The organism is Agrobacterium sp. BT-220-3, from assembly GCF_025910175.1.
Taxonomy (GTDB): domain Bacteria; phylum Pseudomonadota; class Alphaproteobacteria; order Rhizobiales; family Rhizobiaceae; genus Agrobacterium; species Agrobacterium oryzihabitans.
In genome coordinates, this window is the sequence record NZ_JAPAIX010000003.1 from 555,446 (window position 1) to 575,629 (window position 20,184).

A 20,184-nucleotide genomic window follows, 5' to 3' on the forward strand; every position below is an offset into this window, starting at 1 on the left:
GTCAAACCCGCCCGTCGCCTGAGGTGCGGTAAAGCAGTGTCAACACGGTCAGCGCCAGCCCCACCAGTGCCACCGAGCCGAAAATGTAGAAGTTCCACTCCGGCGCCAGCCCGCGCTGCAGGACGAGGCCGCCGATCATGGGGCCAGCAATTCCGCCCAATCGGCCGACCGCAAGCGAAAAGCCAAGGCCCGTGCCACGAATATGGACGGGGTAAAGCCGCCCGACCAGAACATTGGCAAGAATCTGGGTGCCGATCGTTCCTGCGCCGGCAAGGGCGACGAAAAGATAGAGAAGCGGCCCCTTGTTCACCGTGAGAGCCCAGATCGAGGCGGCACCGATGGCAAAGAGAACCGCCACCACCACCTTGACGTTGCCCTTGTCGGCAAAACGTCCACCCACGAGGATGCCGATCGCGGCCCCGACATTGAGCATGATCGAGAAGCTGAGCGCCGAGCTGATATCGTAACCCATCTTGTTCATGATGGTGGGCAGCCAGTTGACCATGCCGAAGGTGAGGAGCAGCGAGCAAAAGTGAATGCCCCAGGCATTCAGCGTCGAAAGCAGCCGGCCTTCCGAGAACAGTGCGCCCACGCCGCCCTTTTGAATCTTGGCATGCGGCACGATGCGTTGCAGGCCGTAGGTGTCGCAAATTCCGTCAGCTTCCGCCTGCCGGCCCTTGCTCGCCAGCCATTCCGGTGATTCCGGCAGGAACCGCATGAACAGCGGCAGAAGAATGAGCGGCAGGCCGCCGATCAGCATCAATGGCCGCCAACCATAGCTCTCCAGAAGAAGGATGCCCATGAGGCCGGAAATGATGCCGCCGATAAGGTAACCGAGGAAGGACAGGGAATTTGCCTGCGCCCTGCGTTGGGGCGGCGAGAATTCCAGCACCAGCGCCGTCACCGTCGGCAAAAGCGCGCCAAGGCCGAGACCAGCCAGGAAGCGGGTGATTTCGAAGGCGAGGAAGTTCGGCGTCATGGCCGAGGCGATCATCATCGCTGAAAATCCCGCAAGGCTGATGAGCACGACCTTCCGGCGGCCGATGCGATCCGCCATGGTGCCGGCAAACAATGCGCCGAGCAGCATGCCGAACAGCGTCAGTGCCGCGGCCCGCCCGACCATGGCCGGATTGAGCGCCCAGGCCCCTTCCTTTAGCAGCGCCGGCGCAACCGCACCGTATACGACCAGATCGTACCCGTCGAACATGATCATCAGGCCGCATGTCGCGATGACGCCGGCCGGGTTTTTCGTCCGCACTGAAGCGGCGCTCATGTAATTCGTGGACATATTCCTCCCTTTCACGCATGAACGCGCCATCCGGAATGGATCGACGTCTTCCCGTTCCTGCGATTGCTCCGTGGGTACCCGGCTTGCTCCACCCTGATATGTGTCCCGCTCCTGTCAAGACACCTATCGCCGATATCACCCGCCTTCGATTAAATGTTGCATTTGCAAAAATTGCAATTGAAATATTAATAGTGATCAACCGCCATCGCTGACGTTGATTTCAAACGCGTTACAGCCCGGAAACCCTCGACAGCGTCGGTATCCAGTTCAAAATACGAATGCGACTATAGACGCCATGAATGACAAATGGATCGGCGTCGCTGAAAGCGATGACATCCTCGATGCAACGGGCCTCAGCGATGATGAGAGCGGCGGCAGACCCGCCGCCCTCCGCCTGCATCGGCCCGGATGCGAGAATTCTGAACCCTTCCGGCAAACCGTCTTCATTGCGCAAATGAGCCTTGTGGGCATCCATCTGTGCACTCCGTTGCTCCGCAGCAGCGGGATCACTTTCGGCAAAGCGCACATAAAGCGCGGAACGATCACCTGCGCCTGTCATCGGGCGAGCACGAAATCGTGGTTCACCGACCAGAACCAGCCGTCAGAGAAACCCATATCCCCGGCCTTTTCCGCATCCTCCACCCGCTGGAAGTCGGCCAGCAGGCTTTCCTTCACGCCAAAAACCGCGTCCGAACGGATGTAGGGATCATCAGGATCGAAAATATGCGTGACCAGCGTGGTAAACCCCCGCGCTGAAACAATATAGTGCAGGTGCGCCGGCCTGTAGGGATGCCGCCCCATGGCCCGCAGCAGCTGCCCGACCGGGCCATCATCCGGTATGGGGTAATATTTCGGCTTCGCCGCCCGGAACCAGTAGCGCCCGTCATCACCGGTGATGAAGACGCCGCGCAGGTTGAAATCGGGCTGAATACCCTTCTGCTGCACGTCGTAGAAACCTTCGTCATTGGCCTGCCAGACATCGATGCGGGCGCCTGCGACCGGCACTCCATCGGTATCGAGGATGCGGCCGGTCACCAGCATGTCCTCGCCCTTGCCATCAAGGCAGATATTGGCGCCCATCGGCATTTCCGGCGCATCGGCCACATGAAAAGGCCCAAGAACGGTGGATTCCGACGCGCCGCTCGGTTTGCGATGGTTGATCGCATCGACCAGCATGGAGACGCCGAGAATATCCGAAAACAGGATCCACTCCTGCCGCCATTCATTGCAGATCTGGCCGACCTCAGTGAGAAAATGGATTGCCTTCATCCATTCTTCCTCGGTCGGTTCGATCTCTTTCACCGCCTCATGAAGTTTGCGGGTAACGACCGCCATGATCTCCTTGAGGCGCGGATCGTCGCAATCGCGCATACGGGCGACCACGGTTTCGGCCGAACGTTCCTCGACAAAATAGCCGTCGTCACCGATCGTTTTCATGTCCGTCATGTCTTCCTCCCATCACTCCGGCCGTGCACCCTCGAAGGCGCGTTGCAACAGGGCGCGGATCGCGGTTTTTTCGATTGGCCGCGGGCACCAGTAAGGATTGGCCGTCGCAAGCTCGGCCATAGGATCGAGATTTTCCGGCCGCACGCCGAGCGCGGCAAGACTAACCGGCGCACCAAGCCGGGCGGCAAAGTCGTAAAGTCCTGCCCCGGCCCTGCCGCCAACCAGTGCCGCAAGCGGCGCCAACAGATCCGGCACCGCCTCTTCCACATAGGCGACGGTATGCGGCAGAAGCACCGCATGGGTTTCCGCATGCGGCAGGTCCAGACTACCGCCCAGCGTATGGCAAAGCTTGTGATGCAGCGACATGCCGACAGCGCCCAGCACCGTGCCGCACAGCCATGCGCCGTAAAGCGCCGTTTCCCGCGCCTTGATATCCTGCGGCTGCGCACTCACGCCGGGAAGCGCCTCGACCATCGCCCGCAATCCCTCCATCGCCATCAGGCTGACGATCGGATTACGGTCCTGCGCATAAAGGGCCTCCGCCGAATGGGCCATGGCGTTCAGCCCGCTCGTCATGCTGATGGCAACAGGCAGCCCGAGTGTCAGCTCCGCATCGTAAATCACCACTTCCGGCAGGATTTCCGGCCCGCGCATGGTGGTCTTCACGCCATTTTCCGTCTGGCCGAGAATGGGTGTCACCTCGGAGCCGGCATAGGTCGTCGGAATGACGATCTGCGCCGCATCGGTGCGCAGCGCAATGGCCTTGCCGAGACCGGTGGTGGAACCACCGCCGAGCGACACCACGCAATCGGCACCGGCGGCGCGATAAGCCTCGACCGCCTTTTTCGTCACCTCGACCGGTGTATGCATGGCCGCATCGGAAAAGACACCGGCAGCCAGTGGACCGAGCCGAGCGGCCAAGGCTTCCGCATCACCCTTCTGGTGGGGGGTGGAAAGCACCAGCACCCGAGATAAGCCGAGGCGGCGGATTTCCTCCGCCACCCCCGCTGAACTGCCCGCGCCGAAGACGATGCGGGCCGGGGCGGCCGTGTAGACGAACGCCTGCATGGCTCAGGCTCCGTCGAGCTTGAACAGGCGGCGCGCATTGGTGCGGCCGATCTTCACCCGGTCGGCCTCGGCGATGCTCGTCGCGTTGAACCAGTCCGAAGCGTGGTCGATGTTCTCGAACGGCCAGTCGGTGGAGAACAGGATGCGGTCGGCGCCGATTTCGAGAATGGCGTCGATCAGGGTCTGGGTGCGGAAATTGCCCGAGGTGGTGATGTGAAAATTCTCGTTGAAATAATCCATGAAACGGCGCTTGGCCGGATAGCGCGGCGGCAACTTCACCCAGGCATTGCGGTGGTCTATGCGCCACATCATGTAAGGCAGGCCCTCGCCCATATGGCCGAGAATGATGTTGAGGCGCGGATGCTCGTCGAACAGACCTGATGCCATGAGACGCAGCGCATGGACAGCCGTTTCCTGCGCGAATGCCCAGGTGGGGCCAAGCAGCCAGGGGTGACCATCATAGATACGCGAATCCTGCGGCAGCGGATTGCGCGGATGCAGGTAGAAAGGCACATCGAGCTTTTCCACCTCACCCCAGAACGGGCGATATTGCGGCAGATCGTAATAAAGCGGTGTCTGGCCATCGCCCTCCTGGCTGAAGCCGTTGACGAGCGCGCCGACGAAACCGAGATCGTTGACGCAGCGCTGCAATTCCTCGGTCGCCGCATCCGGGTCCTGCAACGGCAGAGCCGCGAAGGCGAGGAAACGATCCGGCCGCTTGGCGCATTCCTCGGCCAGAACGTCATTGGCCCGCCGCGCAATCTCGATCGCCTTCTTCGTGTCGGGAATGGCCTGCACCGCCGGCGCGTTCAGTGACAGGATCATGGTCTCGATGCCATGCGCATCCATCAGCTTCAGGCGCGTATCCTGAATGTCGAGCAGGCGATGCTGCAGTTCCTTCCAGTAGTCACCGGGCACGAACCCGGCCGAATCCTGAAGTGTTTCCGGGATTGCGAAATGCTCCTCGAGAGCGACCTTGCCTTGCATGTTGTTTCCTCCGAAATCGCTGTTCATGTGCCGCCGAATATGCGGTCAATATTGGCCCTTGGGTTCAAGACCCAGCATGCTCTGGCCGATCATGGTGCCCACGGCATCCCAGTTCATGCTGATATGGCGGCCGACCGCATTGGCATCCCGCCAGGCCCGCTGGACGGGATTGGAAAGATCAAGCCCGACACCGCCGGTGGAATCGTTGAGCGCCTGCACGGCGCGCAGCGCCAGAGAGACGGAAAAGGACTGGCCGCGACGGCTGACAAGGCGGTCATCCACCGTAAATTCCGCCCGGCCCTCGACCCTCGCCTGCGAAAGCGCCTGTGCCCGGGCAACATCGCGCAGCAGGATTTCGCAGGCCGCGTCCACACTCGCCGCCGCTTCCGCAACACGCAGCTGGATGGTGGGAAATTCAGCCATGCGGTTATTGCCGCCGGCCACTGCACCGCGCGTCACCCGGCCGCCGACATGGTCGACATAGGCGGCAAGCGCGCCCTTGGCCGCGCCGACGCCCGTTGAGGCGAGACAGGAAGGAATGCCGGTCAAAAGCGGCATGTTGAAGAGGCCTTCTTCCTCATAGTAGCGTCCGCCGGGCGTGTTGCCGCTGGTGGCGTCGGGAAAGGTCAGAACACGGTGTTTGGGAACGAAGACGTCATCGAGAACGAGCGTCTTGGAGCCCGTGCCGGCCAGACCCACCACATGCCAGGTATCTTCAACGACATATTCGCTTGCGGGCACGAGAAGGAAGGCGGGAACCGGCTTGCCCTCGCCCTGCGGCGGCAGGATGGCTGCGCAGAGAGACCATTGCGCATTCTCGCAGCCCGAGGCGAAGGCCCATTTGCCGCTCAGGCGATAACCGCCATCGGCCGCCTCCCCCATCTTCACCGGCGCATAGGAACCGCACAGAAGTGCGTCGGGGTTTTCACCCCAGACATCGGCCTGCGCCTCTTCGGGAAACATCGCCAGCAGCCACTGATGGGCGGAAAGCAGGCCGGCAACCCACCCGGTCGACGCGCAGGCGGCCGAAAGCTCTATATTGGCTTCGACAAGCTCGGCGAATTCGCCACCCTTGCCGCCGAAAGCCCGGGGCTTGACGATATCGAAATAACCGATGCCGCGCAGCGCCTTGATATGGGCAGCGGGAACGCGCCGGGCTTCCTCGGTCTGTCTGGCGCTCGACCGGAAAAGATCGGCTATGCCGGCAACGCGGCTGGCGAGGCGGACATGCGGGTTCGTTTGCGCCGACTGCGGCGCATGGCTCATATCGTTCATGATTGTCTCCTTCCGGAAATGACTTGGCCGGTAATAATATGGCCGGGAAATATCAGGCGGGCACGCCTGCTGGGCTTGCGGCGCAATATTGGGCGTTTTCATAAAGCAGCGGCCGCGTCGTCTCGCTGACATCGGCCGAAACCACCTGCCCGATAAACACCGTATGCGTTCCATATGGCATTGCCGCGACACGGCGGCAGGCGATGGCGGCATGGGCCTGGGGCAGATAGAGAACGCCGTTTTCGTGGCGCTGCCAGTCGCCGTTACGGAAACGCTCTTCCGGCGACACCTTGCCGCTGAAAGCATCGGACAGGGCGATCTGATCCTGCGTCAGCACATTGACGATGAAATCGGGCCGGCAGAGCAGCAATTCGTGCAGCAGCGTGCGATTGTTCAGGCAAACCAGAAGAGAGGGCGGCTCCATCGAGACCGATGTAACGGCCGTGACCGTCATGCCGTGGTCGCGCTGATCACCCGAGGCACAGGCGGTGATGACCGTTACGGTCGCCGGAAACCGGCGCATCGTCGTGCGGAAATTCTGGCCGACACCCTCAGGCGCAAGATTGTTCAGGCCAAACAATGCTGATGTCATGAGATCCTCCCAAATCCTGCATTCTTAATTATTTTCATTTGCAACATTTGTCAATGCAAATGTTTTTCCACTGCTAAATGCCGCGATTTTGCCTCGCATTTCCCCATCTTCTGGAGCGAAGCTATTGAAACAGATGGATTATGCCGGTACAGCCGATGGGTGCGCCGCATCCTCTGCGCACGTGGTTCTCAAACGGGGTTTTGCTTGTGTCCTATCAGTTCACTGACTCTGTACCCTATCTGCTCAACTGGGTGGGCGTTCGGCTTGGAGAGCGCTTCTCCGTAAGGCTGGCATCCTACGATATGACCCTGCCAATGTACCGCGTGCTGGCAGCGTTGAGACAAGATGAGAGCAAGACGCTGACAGAGCTTTCCGACATGGTATCGGTGGAGATTTCCACGCTCTCCCGGCTCGTTGGCCTGCTCGTCAGGCGCAACCTCGTCAGCCGCGTCAGGCCGGCCGATAATGCCCGCATCGTGCGCATCACGCTGACAGCAAAGGGCGAGGAACTAGCCGACGAACTCATGCCCATCGCGGCCATGTTCGAAAAAACCGCAATCGAGGGCCTCGATCCTGCGGAAGTGAAACTTTTCAAGAGCATCCTGCGCCATATCGGCCGCAACATCGCCGGTCTCTGATCAACCGGGGTGCACTGCCCGCAACGCGGTTTTCACGTGCAATGTACTTGTAATGGCCGGTTCCTATCCCTGTGGAAACTTACCACAGCGGAGGAAATTACCGATGTCCGACAGATCCTCACCCGCCTTTTCGGCAGCGGTCACCCTTGTCACGGGCTCGATCCTGCTTTCGGCCTGCGCCTCGACAGTCATGAAAGGCTACATCGGCGCGCCCATCACCAGCGTGATGCTGGACTATGGGCCGCCGGACAATATCTATAGCCTGGGCGGCGGACAGCAGGCCTACCAGTGGCGGAAGAACAAGACACAGGCTGTCGCCGGATCATCAAGTGGTGAAGTGCGGACGACACGGCGTGGGGAGCGTTACGAAGTGTCCGAGACGCCTGGTTATGTCGAGCGCATAGACTGCTTTTACACTTTCTACACACGCAGTTCCGGCAACGAATGGTACGTCACGAGTTTCCGGCAGCCTTCGCTCGAATGCGAATGACCTTTTCGGGATTTTGAACTCCGCCCTCTACCCTGTGTTTGACCGCCGCTTTGACACTTAAAGCGGCGGCTTTCTTTTGAACATTCTCCCTGGGATCTGTCATCGGGCAGGCCGATCAGAAGCGATAGTTCAGGCCGGCCTTGATGACGTGATCGCTCACATCGGTCTTCGACCTGCCACTGGAAGTAGTCGTGCTCACATTTCCGGTGCTCACATAGTTATATTCAAACTTGGCCGACAGGCCGCCGCCAAAGCTCTGCTCCACGCCTGCGCCAACCAGGTAGCCCTGTTTCCAGCCATCGGGACCTGTGACGCCATTTCCATCCTTGAACTTGGTGGTGGTCAGGCCGGCGGTGCCGTAAAGAAGCGTGCGGTCGAGCGCCACGCCGGCCTTCATCTTGGCAGCCCCGCGGAAACGCTCCCTCAACCGGCCGTTCGGCACGCGGGCATCGTTCCCAAGATAGGAACCTTCGATTTCCGCACCGACAACGCCGGAGCCGAACTGGAAGTTATAGCCGGCCTGCACACCGCCTGTCAGTCCACGGCCGCTGGCCAATGGGTTCAGCCTTGGGGAAGCAACACCACCGTGCACACCGACATAAGCGCCACCCCATGAGAATGCCGGCTGATTGCCGTAGTCGAAGGATTGCTGCGAATTGTAATTCGTAAGATCGGCGGAATAGCCATTGCTTGCAGCCGCAATGGCAATGGTCACGGCGACAAGCGATTTCTTGATGATCGACATGAATGACTCCAGACGAAACCGATGCGCCGTCTTCTGGCGCACGCAAGGTTTCAGTTCGCGTTGAAGAACCGGAAGCCGGCTCCCGTTGGCCTGCTGCGCCGATCAGCACGACGTGCGGATGAGTTGAGCAGATAGAGGCATTTTCCCCGCGAGAATTGCGCCTGCATTGCATGTATCGAGATTTATTAGGAATAATTTATTTATTTAAATGAGTTACACGAATTTCTTTAACTAAATAGTAAGAAATATCGTCATCGCAGCACCTCCAATCGCTCGAACCTCGTCAGCAGACAGTGTCAGCCGCTGCATCTTTCGACGCTACCGATCGAATTTCCAGCCGCACGCAAAAACCAGGATTAAGATCGAGAAAAAGCACTTGCCCGCCATGAAGCTCCGCCGCCTTCTGAACCAGGTTCAACCCGAGGCCTGCTCCCGGCGAATTCGTGTTGATGCGGTGAAACGGCTCGAACACCTGCTCGCGTTCCGAGAGGGGTATGCCCGGCCCCTCATCGCAAACATCAATGAAGCCTGCAGCGCTAACCCGGATCGTGATCGCGCCCCTGCCGCCGCCATGATCGATGGCGTTGCGGACGAGGTTGACGACGGCCATCTCGATAATCGACGTCTGCATCGTCAACACGACATGGCCTTCGCTCGGTTCGAAATCAAACTCGTAACCGGCATCCATCGCAATCGGTGCGAGATCGGTCGCGATACGCTCGACGAGAATGTTGAGATCCTGCTGCACGGCGGGCAGCTCCACCGCGCCGACCGCCTGCATTTCGAGAAGCTGATGCGCGACGCGTGAGAGGCGATCAATATCCACCCGGAGCTGCCGGCTCAGCGCGTCATCGGGCAAAAGGTCGGCCCGGATACGCGCAATCGCAATTGGCGTTCTCAACTCATGCGCGGCATCGGCAAGAAAGCGGTTACGGCGATTATATCCCTCATCCAGCTTGGAGAGCGCCACATTGAAGGCGTCGACCAAGGGAATGATTTCACTTGGCACCTTCGAACGATCGATACGGGCTGAACGGTTCTCGAAATTGATCGATTTCGCTTGGCTGACCGTTTCCATGAGGCCGCTCAAGGAACGGCCGACCGCCCTCGGGGTCACGAGCAAGGTCGCGATACCGGTCAGGATCAGCATGGGCACGACGACGATAAGGATGATGAAACCTACACCCGGCAGCACAGTAAGCCAGCGTATGTCGCCATTGGCATCCTTTTCCAGATCAAGCTGCATACTGATCCAGAGACTGAGGCCGTCATTCGGGAAACCTTTCTCCGTCCCGGCAATGAATTGCAGCCGGCCCGCGGGCGTATCGCGGTTTTCCATGGTGGCCCGGACAGTTTCCCCGGCGTCAAGGCGCGCTCTTTCGATGCTCCGGGGAAAATCCGCCGCCAAGGCGGGTGCGGGGATTTCTCCATATTGCAGCACGATGTCATCGGCATTCCGCACCACGAACCAAAGATTGGGATAGCGCTGTTTCAGCTCTATCAAGCCGGGCGTGGGCGACACTTGTGCGCGGCCCTGCGCATCCTGCGTCACGCTTTCCGCAACGATGCGGACAGCCTCTTCATTGGCGCCCTCCAGCCGTGGATCAATGATCCAGATCCAGCCGACGAGAAGGATGACAAAGAGGACGAGCAGGAATGCCTGCAGGGCGAAAAGGCGCTTCATCAGCGCCCATCGCAGGGATCCGTTTCGTTTTTCCTTCATGTATTCAACCGGATGAGATAGCCGATGTTTCTCACGGCCCTTATCTCGACCGTGGCTTCGGCCTGCGCAAGCTTCTTCCTGATCCGGGAGATATGGGCATCGAGAGCATTTGACTCGATCTCGTCATCCAGGGTGTAAACCGCCTCGATCAGATTGGATCGTGTGACGATGCGGTTCGGCCGTCGCATCAGGGCTTCAAGCACCAGATACTCCCGGCGTCGAAACTCGATGATCGAACCTGCAACACTGATTTCGTTGCTTTTCGGATCGATGCTGAGATTTCCAAAACTCACATATTTGTCGGAAAGCGAGGGACCGCGCCTGTGCAGCGCGCGAAGGCGAGCCAGCAATTCCTCGATTGCAAAGGGCTTGGCGAGATAATCATCCGCTCCGGCATCGAGCCCGTCAACGCGGTGATCGACACTTCCAAGCGCCGTCAGCACGAGGATCGGCACGGAATGTTTGCGTCGACGAAGCGAGGATACGAGGTTCAGCCCCTCACCGTCAGGCAGGCGGCGATCCAGAACGAGCACATCATAAGCCCCGTCGCGGGCAAGAGCATCGGCATCGCTGATGGTGCTGACGTGATCCGCGAGCACGTCGCGCCGTCGCAGGGCCTCAAGCAGCGCTCGCGCCATTTCGGGTTCATCCTCAAGAAGCAGGATTCGCAACGACTTTTCCTCAAAGGTGAGTTCTGGCAGCCCACCACTGGTCGGTGAATATTGCAGTTACATTGCAGGCGGGAGCCGGACTCTTCTTTAGCACCTTGCCAGACACAAGCCGACCGGTATCGCGCGACTTCTCAGAAAACGTCCGCCGAACACATGCTAGGTATTTGGCCCGGACCTGTATCCATGCCTTGCATAAAATCGGTCAAGTTCACGCTGTTGCGGCACCTCGCCGGTATAGATCGCAATGTAGTCCGGGATCCTTGTCATCCGCACGGACACATCCTCCTGCGATTGCATGGAGATATAGCCGATCTGCACGAGATAGGTGGTCCGGGCGCGCACATCCGCCATGGTTTCGGAATGACCGAAACGCATGAACATACGCGAAAGCGCATGCATCCTCACTTGGTCGGCCTTGCGCACCTCGGCAAGAATATCATCCGACTGAAGTGCCCAGCTGCGAACCGCGAATTCGAACTTGCTGTCGAAAAGGCCGGGATCCAGCCAGCAATCGAAAACATTCAGCATCGCTTCCGCCAATGTTTCCGCATAGGCCTCCGACTGCCTGACGATGCTTCCGGTATTCTTCTCGCGCCAGCGGGAAACGAGCGCGGCCAGCAATTCCTCCCGGTCCTTGAAGAACCAGTAGAAACTGGTACGCGACAGGCTCAGCTTTTTCGCCAGCGGCAGGATTTTGACGGAGTCCACACCGGACTCGAGCAGAGCCTGATAGGCAGCCTCCAGCCAACCCTCCTGCGATCCGCGCCAACCGGTCTCGTTCAATGTCGCTTCCATGGTGATTTCTATCAAATCGGCCTGGTTGCGACAAGCCGAATGTCCACCTCTGTCGAAAGCATAAACACACGTGTTTTATTAATTGACACCTATGTACATTTCCACCTAGCCTTCTCCCATCAGTCTCATCCGGAGAATGGCAATGTCGAATGATCCCCTTCTTCAGCCCTACCGGCTCAAGCATCTCACGCTGCGCAACCGCATCATCGTCACCTCGCATGAACCCGCCTATCCCGAGGATGGCATGCCGAAGGGGCGTTACCACGCCTATACGGTCGAGCGGGCGAAAGGCGGCGTCGCCATGACGATGACGGCGGGTTCCGCCGCCGTATCAAAGGACAGTCCGCCCGTTTTCAACAACCTGCTGGCCTATAAGGATGAAATCGTTCCGTGGATCAGGGAAATGACCGACGCCGTGCATGAAGAGGGCGCAGCGATCATGATCCAGCTGACCCATCTTGGCCGCCGCACCCGTTGGGACAAGGGCGACTGGTTGCCGATCCTCTCCCCCTCCCATCACCGCGAAGCCGCCCACCGCGCTTTCCCGAAGAAGATCGAGGACTGGGATATTGAGCGCATCATCAAGGATTTTGCCGATGCCGCAGAACGCATGAAAGCAGGCGGCATGGACGGCATCGAGCTGGAGGCCTATGGCCATCTCATCGACCAGTTCGTCTCCCCGCTGACAAACGAGTTGGACGGTCCCTATGGCGGTTCGCTGGAAAACCGCATGCGCTTCTGTCTCGACGTCTTCAAGGCGATGCGCGAACGCGTCGGCGACGATTTCATCCTCGGCGTGCGCTATACAGCCGATGAATGTCTCGAGGGCGGCACCGGAAAGGCAGAGGGCCTAGAAATCTCCAGACGGCTGAAGGAGAGCGGCCTGATCGACTATCTGAACGTCATTCGCGGCCATATCGATACCGATCCCGGTCTGACCGACGTCATTCCCATTCAGGGCATGGCCAATGCCCCGCATCTGGACTTTGCCGGTGAAATCCGCGCCGCAACCAGCTTCCCCACCTTTCACGCCGCCAAGATCCAGGATGTCGCCACCGCCCGATATGCGATCGCCTCCGGCAAGGTCGATATGGTCGGCATGACGCGCGCCCACATGACTGACCCGCATATCGTGCGCAAGATCATGGAAAAGCGGGAGGACGACATTCGCCCCTGCGTTGGCGCCAACTACTGTCTCGACCGCATCTATCAGGGCGGCCTCGCTTTCTGCATTCACAATGCGGCAACGGGCCGCGAGGAAACCATGCCGCATGAGATAACCAAGGCGGCGCAACGGCGGAAGATCGTCATCGTCGGCGCCGGCCCGGCTGGCCTCGAGGCCGCGCGTGTCAGTGCCGAGCGTGGCCATGAGGTCATCGTCTTCGAGGCCGCAAACAATCCCGGTGGCCAGATCCGCCTGACGGCGAAAAGCGAACGCCGCCGCGAAATGATTGGCATCATCGACTGGCGCATGAGCCAGTGCGAAAGGCTCGGCGTCACCTTCCATTTCAACACATGGGCGGAAACGGACACGGTTCTTTCGGAAAATCCCGACGTGGTGATCATCGCCACCGGCGGGCTGCCGCACACCGACGTGCTGTCAAAGGGCAACGATCTCATCGTCTCGGCATGGGATATCATTTCCGGCGACGTCAAGCCGGGCACCAATGTGCTGGTTTTCGACGATGCCGGCGATCATGCGAGCCTGCAGGCCGCCGAATGTCTCGCGAAGACGGGCGCGAAAGTGGAGATCATGACACCGGACCGTGCCTTTGCCCCAGAGGTCATGGCGATGAACCTCGTTCCCTACATGCGCTCGCTGCAAAAACGCGACGTCACCTTCACCGTCACCTATCGTCTGGAGGCCGCGGAAAGAAGCGGCAACCAGCTCATCGCCCACATCGGCAGCGACTATGGTGGCGTGACGAAATCGAGGACCGTGGACCAGATCGTCGTCAATCACGGCACGATCCCGCTGGATGATCTCTATTTCGAACTCAAGCCGGGCTCGAAGAACCTCGGCGAAATATCCTATGACGCCCTGCTTGCGGGCAGTGCCCAGACCGTCGAGCGCAATCCTGCCGGAACCTATCGGTTGTTCCGCATCGGCGATGCGGTTGCGGCACGCAACACCCATGCGGCGATCTACGATGCGCTGCGTCTCGCAAAGGACATTTGAGACAAACGGGAGCCGCAGCATTGCGGCCCTCGTTTCAAACCTCCAGAGACACCGCAAACCGTTGATCGAATCTCAAGAACTGCAATCGCCCTCCCAGACGGTCGATGGCCATCTTGACGATCGCAAGCCCAAGGCCGCTTCCGCCCGGTTCCGATCGCGGCGAACGGTAGAAACGCTGCAGCACACGCTCCTGCTCCTCCACGGCGATCCCCGCCCCTTCATCGATGACAACGACGTTGACCTTGCCGCCGATCAACTCGGCGCGGCATTCGACTGTCGAGCCCTTCGGCGAGTGCTGCACGGCATTCTCCATGACATTCCTGATGGCAAGACGAAGGAGCGAGCGGTCCGCCTCGACGAGGATCGTATCCGCCTCTTCCGAGAGCCGGCAGGCAATATCCACCTCCCGTAATCGTCTGAGCGGCTCAAGTTCCTGAATGACATCCAGAATGAGCCGGGGAACATCCACGCCGGTTTTCGCCGTCTGCGTTTCGGTGGCGTCGACGGCGGCCAGATCGATAAGCTGCTTCGCCATCCGGCTTGTCCGGTCGACGCTCTGCTCGATGCGCCTGAGCGCCTGTTGCTGAACCTTGGGATCGGTCGAGCGCATGGCCACCTGCGCCTGCGTCTTCAGGCCGGCAAGGGGTGTCTTCAACTCATGGGCGGCATAGGTCGTGAACTCGCGCTCCCTTTCCCGCGTTGCCTGAACGCGCGCAAGAAGGCTGTTCAAGGCGTGGATCATCGGCCGAAGCTCCGATGGCGTTCCCCTGTCGGCGAAGGCATGAAGCTCGGTTGCATCGCGTGCTTTCAGACCGTTCGCGAGCTTCTGCAGGGGGGCAAGCCCGCGCGAAACACAGAACCAGATGAGACCGGCCATCAACGGCATGATGAAAAGCGCCGGATAGAGAAGTCCCTTGATCACGTCATCGACAAGACGGTCGCGGACCTGAATGCTGTCTCCCACCAGAACCCTGACGCCGAGATCGGGCTTGACCACGGCATAAACCCGCCATTCGACACCATTGATGACCGTATTCTGATAACCCGAGGCATGTTCAGACAGGGAAGCGGTGGGCGCACTGTCCGATTTGCTCAGGAGACGACCGCTGACGGACCAGATCTGGCAGGCAAGCTGGCGTTCATAGGAAGGTATCGACGCGGCCGCATCATCTTCTGCGTGACCACCCGCTGCGGGCATGTGGCCGACAACGCCAATATCGGCCGGACGGTCGCCGACAAGGGAAGCGACCATGCTTGCCGATTCCATCAGACGCGCATCCAGAACATGCTCCAGCCGCGCCTTCGTGCTGGTATAGATCCACACGCAGCCGGACAGCCAGACGACGCCCGTCATCAACAGCAGCACGGTGAACAATCTTGCCCGGATTGACATTACACAGCCCTCCCGACACGGTAGCCCACGCCCCGCACCGTTTCGATGAAGCCGGCACCCAGCTTCGAGCGAAGCTTGTGGATGTGAACCTCGATGGTGTTGCTTTCCACATCCTCCTGCCAGCCATAAAGCTTTTCCTCCAGAACCGGTTTGGAGAAGATCATGCCAGGATTTTGCATGAGGGCATGGATGATCGCGAATTCACGGCGCGACAGGGGAATGATGCTGTCGGCCCTCTTCGCCACCATCTTCGCCGGATCGAGCGTCACGCCCAATGCGGATAGCGTCCCCTCCGAGCGGCCTTCGCCGCGGCGGATGATCGCCCGCAGGCGGGCGGCAACTTCGTCCAGATCGAACGGCTTGCCCAGATAATCGTCGGCACCCGCATCGAGGCCGGAAATCTTGTCCGTGGTCGCGTCCTTCGCCGTCAGCAGCAGGATCGGCACCCGGTTGCGCTCATTGCGGATGTGGCGCAGAAGATCGAGGCCGGAACCGTCTGGCAGCATCAGGTCGAGAACGACGGCGTCGAAACGGCAGCTGTCGATGGCCGTTTTTGCATCTTCAAGGGTCGTGACGGCATCGACGGTGAAGCCGGCAAGCTGCAGCCCGACACGAAGACCATCCAGCAGGACATCATCGTCCTCGACCACTAACAGACGCATAAACTACTCCATCATTCCGGTGCACGGATGTTTTGACGTGCGGGAACCTGAAAAACGAACCTTAAGGCTGGCTTAAGCTTGCCACCGGAAGCCTGCGCCACTCATGGACTATCCTATAGGTCTCTCCTAAAAGGCCTATCCCATAAGGAAAAAGAATGCGTCTCAATTTTTCGTTCGTGCTCCTCGTCTTCTTCACCGTCTGCGGACCCGCCTTCGCGCTCAATCCCCCGATGGACATGGCAGATGCGTTCAAGCTCTCGATCGACCGCACGGGAACAGCCGCCACCTTCCGCTGGCAAATAGCAGAGGGATATTATCTCTATCGAGACGCCCTCAACGCCACGGACAATGACGGAAAACAACTTGATCTTCAGACATTGCCCGGCGAGATGAAGGACGATCCCGGCTTCGGCAATACGGAGGTTTATTTCGGGCAAACGACCGCCACGCTCGCCAATGCGCCCCAAACGATGAAAGTGACGTTTCAGGGATGTCAGGATGGCGGCATCTGCTATCCGGTGCGAACGGTCACCATCACCGGATCGCGGATCGAAGTGGATGCGCCGTTCGGGATGAACCCGTCACCACCGCCGGCATTCCAGTCCTTCATCCCGATGTCCCCGGCCGCACAGCCAGAAAAAATAGATCGGCCTGCGCCCGCCGCCGAACCGGGAATGGTGGAGGGAATGCTCGATCAGGGCGGCATCGCGCTTCTGCTCGCCTCCTTCATGGGCCTCGGCGTGCTGCTCGCATTCACGCCCTGCGTCTTTCCCATGTATCCGATCCTTGCGGCCACGCTGGGTCGTCAGGGAGCCTCCCTGTCGCCGGGGCGCAGCTTCCTCCTCTCCTCCACCTATGTCGTTGCTCTCGCCGCCGCCTTCAGCCTGTTCGGCATACTTGCCGCATGGCTCGGCCAGAGCTTTCAGATTGTCCTTCAATCGCCGGTGGCCATCCTCATCACCGCCGCTGTCTTCACCCTCCTTGCCATCGCCAGCTTTGGCGTGGTCGAGGTGCAGCTTCCATCGGGGCTGCGGGATCGGCTGGCGCGGTCACAACGCTCACTCGGCGGATCCTTCGGCTCAACCGCCATTCTCGGTTTCAGTTCGGCACTGCTGATCGGCCCCTGCGTGACCGCGCCGCTTGCAGGGGCGCTGCTCTACATCGCCGAATCCGGAGACGTGCTTCTCGGCGCTGCGGCGCTCTTTGCACTGGGTATCGGCAAAGGCATTCCGCTCATCCTCATCGGCACCTCCGGGGCAACGCTCCTGCCGCGCGCGGGCGCCTGGATGGCGCAGGTCCGCTGGCTGTTCGGCTTCATCTTCCTCGGCACGACCATCTGGTATCTGGACCGGCTCATTCCCGCGCCCGCAACACTCGCGCTTTCCGCAGCATTTCTCGTGACGCTTGGTGTCTTCTTCGGTGCTTTCGATACGCTGTCACCACAGGCGGGTGTCGGTCGCCGGCTCATGAAATCCGCAAGCCTTCTTTCCGTTCTCTACGGCGCGTTTCTCGCCTTCGGTGCGGCAAGCGGCAGCACGAGCATGCTCCAGCCGCTTCAGGGCTCCGGCAGTTCCGTCGTTGCATCCTCCTTGCCCGGCCTGACAAAGGCGAGTTTCACCACAGTCGCATCCGGCGATGAACTGAGAGAAGCGGTAAGCGGTGCGAAAAAGCCGAGCCTCGTCTATTTCACCGCGGACTGGTGCGTTTCCTGCCGCGTCATAGAGCGCTCGGTCCTCGCCGATCCGCAGGTTGCTCACAGCCTTGCGAATACTAATCTCGTCTCCGTCGATCTTTCAGACCTCACGCCTGCGAAACAACAACTGATGAAGGACAACAACGTCGTCGGCCCACCGACCATGCTGTTCTTCGACAAAAGCGGTGCCGAACTCTCCTCCGCCCGCATGGTGGGCGAGATTTCGGTGCGATCCGTCATCGACGCGGTGACGCAGACACAGCAAGCCCTCATGAAACCTGCAATCACAAACACCTCAGGAACCCTTCAATGATCCTCACACGCCGAAAGCTTGTTGCGATGGCTGGCCTTGCGACCTTTGCACCGTCATTTGTTGCCGCCAAAAGCGACCCGACCAGCCGGGAGATGGTGCTGAACGACCCGGACGCACCGGTCCTCGGCAATCCGAAAGGCGATGTGACGGTCGTGGAATATTTCGATTACCAGTGCCCCTACTGCAAGACGTCCTACGAGATGGTCCGCGAGGTAGTAGAGCAGGACGGCAAGGTCAGGCTTGTGCTGAAGGACTGGCCGGTCTTCGGCGGTGCATCGGTCATGGCGGCGCAGGCGGTGCTTGCAAGCGCCAAGCTCGGCAAATACGACAAGACGCTCGATGCGATGTTTCATACGCCGAACAAGTTGCAACAGGATGATGTCGAAAAAGCCCTTGCGAAAGCCGGTCTCACCTTCGAAGGCGTGGGCAAGGCCGTTGTTCAGCATCAGGCGTGGATTTCCGGCCTGCTGGACCGGAACTGGGTGCAGGCCGCCGCCTTCAAATTTATCGGCACACCCTCATTTGTCGTCGGGTCGACAAGCTTCGCCGGCGTCCTTGACCGCAAGGGTCTGAAGGACGCAATCGCAAAAGCGCGGGGCTAGCGAGAAACGCAGGTGCATTGCTCACCATCGTTCCTAAATAGACAGAATGGTGGCTTCCTGTCCGACCGGATCTGAAACCACCATTCTCCGGCAAAGCTAAACCTGCTCGCGTGCCTTTTCGAAAAGGCTGGTGAATTCCTCCGCGCTCCGAATAGCGCCGGGAACGAGAAACTTACCGATGATGAAGGCCGGTGTTCCGGTCAGCTGCAGCGACATTGCCTGTTCGTGATTGCGCTCAATCAGCGCATTGATCTCCGCCGCCCTGGATTTGAGATCACTCTCAAGGCGCGCGAAATCAATGGCTGTCGCGCGCACGGCAGCGCGCATCTCGTCCGCTTCCGCCCTGCGGGCTTTGATCGCCATCAGCGCATGATGCACGACCTCGTAACCGCCCTGGTAATTCGCCGCCAGCGCCAGACGGGCGCCTTCGACGGAATCTTTCGTAATGATCGGCCAGTCCTTGTAGACCACCCTGATATCCCCGTCCTTCAAGACCGCATCGCGCATGGGAATGGCCGTCTTCTTGCACCACGGGCAATTATAATCGAGGAAGGTGACCATGTTGAGTTTACCGGCTGGGTTGCCGGAAACGGGTGCCGCGGGATCGCGCAGGATCATCTCAAGCCTGAGACTGTTTGCGAATGCGGCGGCCGGAAAAGCGGCGGCGGAAACTGCCGAAAGCGAGCCAAGGAGAAAGGCGCGACGTCTAAGCCCGTCAAAGCCTGCCTTGTCCACGCGGTTTCGAATTTGGTGTGCCATGGGAATAAGTCTCTCTTTCATATGCCAGCAGTCAGACGCCGAGTTGCGAGCGCTTCGAGGGATCGGGGATAACCACGATGGGGCTGCCATCCCTGACATTGTTGAAGAGATCGATGACGTCCTGATTCAGCAGACGAATGCAGCCCGAGGATACCGCCTTGCCGATGGAGAAGGCCTCCGGCGTTCCATGCAGGCGATAAAGAGTGTCCTTTCCACCCTGATGGATATAAAGCGCACGCGCGCCGAGAGGGTTTTTAAGACCGGGGGGCATGCCGCCATTCGCGATGCTATAGGGCTGGAGTGCTGGTTGCCGCGCCACCATCTCGTCCGGCGGCGTCCATTTCGGCCACGCACGCTTGTAGGCGACCGTCGCTCGACCGGACCATGAAAAGCCGTCGCGCCCGACGCCGATCCCGTAACGCCTCGCCTTCCCGCCGGGAAGCACGTGGTAGAGAAATTTGTTCGGCGTATCGACGATCAGCGTGCCGGGCTTCTCTTCGGTCGGATAATCGACGACCTGCCGCCAGTATTTCGGGTCCACCTGCTTGATGTTTACCGCCGGGATCGGAAAGGTCTCGTCCGGCATCGCCGCATACATCGCCGGGGTCACTGGCGTTACGGCTGGCAAAGGTTCGTCGCTCTTTACCGGCGTTGCCGTCATCGGCGGCTGGCCGGATGTGGCGCAGCTTGCCAGAAGACTTGCGGCTCCCAGGGCAAGAAGGTTTCGGCGGCTGATGAATATTGGTCTGTCGTGCATTCTGCGGCATGTCTCCTGTTTGGCGACACACAGTCAGCCGGCACCTTAAGCCAGTCTTAAGGCGACCCGGTGAGACATTTATTTGACATGACCGGACGGAAAAATGCC

20 protein-coding genes are annotated in these 20,184 nt (G+C 59.8%); 5 read left to right on the forward strand and 15 right to left on the reverse strand.

The annotated features are described in order from the left end of the window. Position 1 precedes the first annotated feature (1 nt). The 7 genes from OK142_RS13035 to graD form a co-directional block, all read right to left on the reverse strand. Positions 2–1,288, reverse strand: a complete 1,287-nt coding sequence (locus OK142_RS13035) for an MFS transporter (RefSeq protein WP_003492112.1) — start codon at positions 1,286–1,288, stop codon at positions 2–4. Between the two features lie 229 nt (positions 1,289–1,517). After that, a complete protein-coding gene (locus OK142_RS13040) occupies positions 1,518–1,847 on the reverse strand; it encodes a YciI family protein (RefSeq protein WP_313608263.1) in 330 nt (109 codons plus the stop codon). Beyond that, positions 1,844–2,734 carry a hydroxyquinol 1,2-dioxygenase gene (gene graB, locus OK142_RS13045; protein ID WP_498683160.1) on the reverse strand — a complete coding sequence of 297 codons (891 nt, stop codon included), beginning with the start codon at positions 2,732–2,734 and terminating at the stop codon, positions 1,844–1,846. Before graB ends, OK142_RS13040 begins: the two co-directional genes overlap by 4 nt. A gap of 12 nt (positions 2,735–2,746) precedes the next feature. Beyond that, complete coding sequence (gene graC, locus OK142_RS13050; protein ID WP_498683161.1) at positions 2,747–3,802, reverse strand: maleylacetate reductase; 1,056 nt, start codon at positions 3,800–3,802, stop codon at positions 2,747–2,749. A 3-nt stretch (positions 3,803–3,805) separates the two neighbouring features. Next, positions 3,806–4,789: a gamma-resorcylate decarboxylase gene (gene tsdA / locus OK142_RS13055; protein ID WP_045017872.1), complete on the reverse strand. Its 984-nt coding sequence runs from the start codon at positions 4,787–4,789 to the stop codon at positions 3,806–3,808. A gap of 45 nt (positions 4,790–4,834) precedes the next feature. Further along, positions 4,835–6,064: an FADH(2)-dependent resorcinol hydroxylase oxygenase component gene (graA, locus tag OK142_RS13060; RefSeq protein ID WP_498683162.1), complete on the reverse strand. Its 1,230-nt coding sequence runs from the start codon at positions 6,062–6,064 to the stop codon at positions 4,835–4,837. Between the two features lie 52 nt (positions 6,065–6,116). Continuing rightward, entirely contained in the window at positions 6,117–6,656 is a 540-nt protein-coding gene (gene graD / locus OK142_RS13065; protein ID WP_003492118.1) for an FADH(2)-dependent resorcinol hydroxylase reductase component, read from the reverse strand. A 206-nt stretch (positions 6,657–6,862) separates the two neighbouring features. Between graD and OK142_RS13070 the strand changes: the two genes are divergently transcribed. Both OK142_RS13070 and OK142_RS13075 read left to right on the forward strand, forming a co-directional pair. Further along, positions 6,863–7,294 carry a MarR family winged helix-turn-helix transcriptional regulator gene (locus OK142_RS13070; protein ID WP_498683163.1) on the forward strand — a complete coding sequence of 144 codons (432 nt, stop codon included), beginning with the start codon at positions 6,863–6,865 and terminating at the stop codon, positions 7,292–7,294. A 103-nt stretch (positions 7,295–7,397) separates the two neighbouring features. Beyond that, positions 7,398–7,784 carry a hypothetical protein gene (locus OK142_RS13075; protein WP_216330206.1) on the forward strand — a complete coding sequence of 129 codons (387 nt, stop codon included), beginning with the start codon at positions 7,398–7,400 and terminating at the stop codon, positions 7,782–7,784. Between the two features lie 115 nt (positions 7,785–7,899). Here the strand turns inward: OK142_RS13075 and OK142_RS13080 are convergent, their stop codons facing one another. From OK142_RS13080 to OK142_RS13095, 4 genes are all read right to left on the reverse strand, one after another. Beyond that, positions 7,900–8,529, reverse strand: a complete 630-nt coding sequence (locus OK142_RS13080) for an outer membrane protein (RefSeq protein WP_498683165.1) — start codon at positions 8,527–8,529, stop codon at positions 7,900–7,902. A 283-nt stretch (positions 8,530–8,812) separates the two neighbouring features. After that, positions 8,813–10,213, reverse strand: a complete 1,401-nt coding sequence (locus OK142_RS13085; protein ID WP_498683249.1) for a sensor histidine kinase — start codon at positions 10,211–10,213, stop codon at positions 8,813–8,815. Positions 10,214–10,248: 35 nt separating this feature from the next. Further along, a complete protein-coding gene (locus tag OK142_RS13090; RefSeq protein WP_137038225.1) occupies positions 10,249–10,923 on the reverse strand; it encodes a response regulator transcription factor in 675 nt (224 codons plus the stop codon). A 156-nt stretch (positions 10,924–11,079) separates the two neighbouring features. Continuing rightward, positions 11,080–11,718 (reverse strand): TetR/AcrR family transcriptional regulator, encoded by a 639-nt coding sequence (locus OK142_RS13095; protein WP_498683166.1) that lies wholly within the window; start codon positions 11,716–11,718, stop codon positions 11,080–11,082. Between the two features lie 142 nt (positions 11,719–11,860). Here OK142_RS13095 and OK142_RS13100 point away from each other — a divergent pair, with 142 nt between their 5' ends. Further along, the gene (locus tag OK142_RS13100) at positions 11,861–13,897 is read left to right on the forward strand and encodes an oxidoreductase (RefSeq protein WP_498683167.1); all 2,037 of its coding nucleotides are present in this window, start codon (positions 11,861–11,863) and stop codon (positions 13,895–13,897) included. A 34-nt stretch (positions 13,898–13,931) separates the two neighbouring features. Here the strand turns inward: OK142_RS13100 and OK142_RS13105 are convergent, their stop codons facing one another. Continuing rightward, positions 13,932–15,290, reverse strand: coding sequence for an ATP-binding protein (locus OK142_RS13105; protein ID WP_498683169.1), 1,359 nt, complete (start codon positions 15,288–15,290; stop codon positions 13,932–13,934). Continuing rightward, the gene (locus OK142_RS13110; protein ID WP_498683171.1) at positions 15,290–15,952 is read right to left on the reverse strand and encodes a response regulator; all 663 of its coding nucleotides are present in this window, start codon (positions 15,950–15,952) and stop codon (positions 15,290–15,292) included. Before OK142_RS13110 ends, OK142_RS13105 begins: the two co-directional genes overlap by 1 nt. Positions 15,953–16,107: 155 nt before the next feature. Between OK142_RS13110 and dsbD the strand changes: the two genes are divergently transcribed. Beyond that, positions 16,108–17,958: a protein-disulfide reductase DsbD gene (gene dsbD, locus OK142_RS13115; RefSeq protein WP_498683173.1), complete on the forward strand. Its 1,851-nt coding sequence runs from the start codon at positions 16,108–16,110 to the stop codon at positions 17,956–17,958. Then, on the forward strand, positions 17,958–18,560 hold the full coding sequence (locus OK142_RS13120; RefSeq protein WP_498683252.1) for a DsbA family protein: 603 nt from the start codon (positions 17,958–17,960) through the stop codon (positions 18,558–18,560). The genes dsbD and OK142_RS13120 overlap by 1 nt, the downstream gene beginning before the upstream one ends. Positions 18,561–18,656: 96 nt before the next feature. Here OK142_RS13120 and OK142_RS13125 read toward each other — a convergent pair whose 3' ends face one another. Both OK142_RS13125 and OK142_RS13130 read right to left on the reverse strand, forming a co-directional pair. Next, entirely contained in the window at positions 18,657–19,319 is a 663-nt protein-coding gene (locus OK142_RS13125; RefSeq protein WP_498683175.1) for a DsbA family protein, read from the reverse strand. 31 nt (positions 19,320–19,350) lie between these two features. Next, the gene (locus OK142_RS13130; RefSeq protein WP_137038230.1) at positions 19,351–20,076 is read right to left on the reverse strand and encodes a L,D-transpeptidase; all 726 of its coding nucleotides are present in this window, start codon (positions 20,074–20,076) and stop codon (positions 19,351–19,353) included. Positions 20,077–20,184: the final 108 nt, after the last annotated feature.

Bases quoted from the DNA above. Each gene is read 5' to 3' on its own strand.
- OK142_RS13035 (WP_003492112.1), bottom strand. From the start codon at position 1,288: ATGTCCACGAATTACATGAGCGCCGCTTCAGTGCGGACGAAAAACCCG.
- OK142_RS13040 (WP_313608263.1), bottom strand. From the start codon at position 1,847: ATGACAGGCGCAGGTGATCGTTCCGCGCTTTATGTGCGCTTTGCCGAA.
- graB (WP_498683160.1), bottom strand. From the start codon at position 2,734: ATGACGGACATGAAAACGATCGGTGACGACGGCTATTTTGTCGAGGAA.
- graC (WP_498683161.1), bottom strand. From the start codon at position 3,802: ATGCAGGCGTTCGTCTACACGGCCGCCCCGGCCCGCATCGTCTTCGGC.
- tsdA (WP_045017872.1), bottom strand. From the start codon at position 4,789: ATGCAAGGCAAGGTCGCTCTCGAGGAGCATTTCGCAATCCCGGAAACA.
- graA (WP_498683162.1), bottom strand. From the start codon at position 6,064: ATGAACGATATGAGCCATGCGCCGCAGTCGGCGCAAACGAACCCGCAT.
- graD (WP_003492118.1), bottom strand. From the start codon at position 6,656: ATGACATCAGCATTGTTTGGCCTGAACAATCTTGCGCCTGAGGGTGTC.
- OK142_RS13075 (WP_216330206.1), top strand. From the start codon at position 7,398: ATGTCCGACAGATCCTCACCCGCCTTTTCGGCAGCGGTCACCCTTGTC.
- OK142_RS13080 (WP_498683165.1), bottom strand. From the start codon at position 8,529: ATGTCGATCATCAAGAAATCGCTTGTCGCCGTGACCATTGCCATTGCG.
- OK142_RS13085 (WP_498683249.1), bottom strand. From the start codon at position 10,213: ATGAAGCGCCTTTTCGCCCTGCAGGCATTCCTGCTCGTCCTCTTTGTC.
- OK142_RS13095 (WP_498683166.1), bottom strand. From the start codon at position 11,718: ATGGAAGCGACATTGAACGAGACCGGTTGGCGCGGATCGCAGGAGGGT.
- OK142_RS13100 (WP_498683167.1), top strand. From the start codon at position 11,861: ATGTCGAATGATCCCCTTCTTCAGCCCTACCGGCTCAAGCATCTCACG.
- OK142_RS13105 (WP_498683169.1), bottom strand. From the start codon at position 15,290: ATGTCAATCCGGGCAAGATTGTTCACCGTGCTGCTGTTGATGACGGGC.
- OK142_RS13110 (WP_498683171.1), bottom strand. From the start codon at position 15,952: ATGCGTCTGTTAGTGGTCGAGGACGATGATGTCCTGCTGGATGGTCTT.
- dsbD (WP_498683173.1), top strand. From the start codon at position 16,108: ATGCGTCTCAATTTTTCGTTCGTGCTCCTCGTCTTCTTCACCGTCTGC.
- OK142_RS13125 (WP_498683175.1), bottom strand. From the start codon at position 19,319: ATGGCACACCAAATTCGAAACCGCGTGGACAAGGCAGGCTTTGACGGG.
- OK142_RS13130 (WP_137038230.1), bottom strand. From the start codon at position 20,076: ATGCACGACAGACCAATATTCATCAGCCGCCGAAACCTTCTTGCCCTG.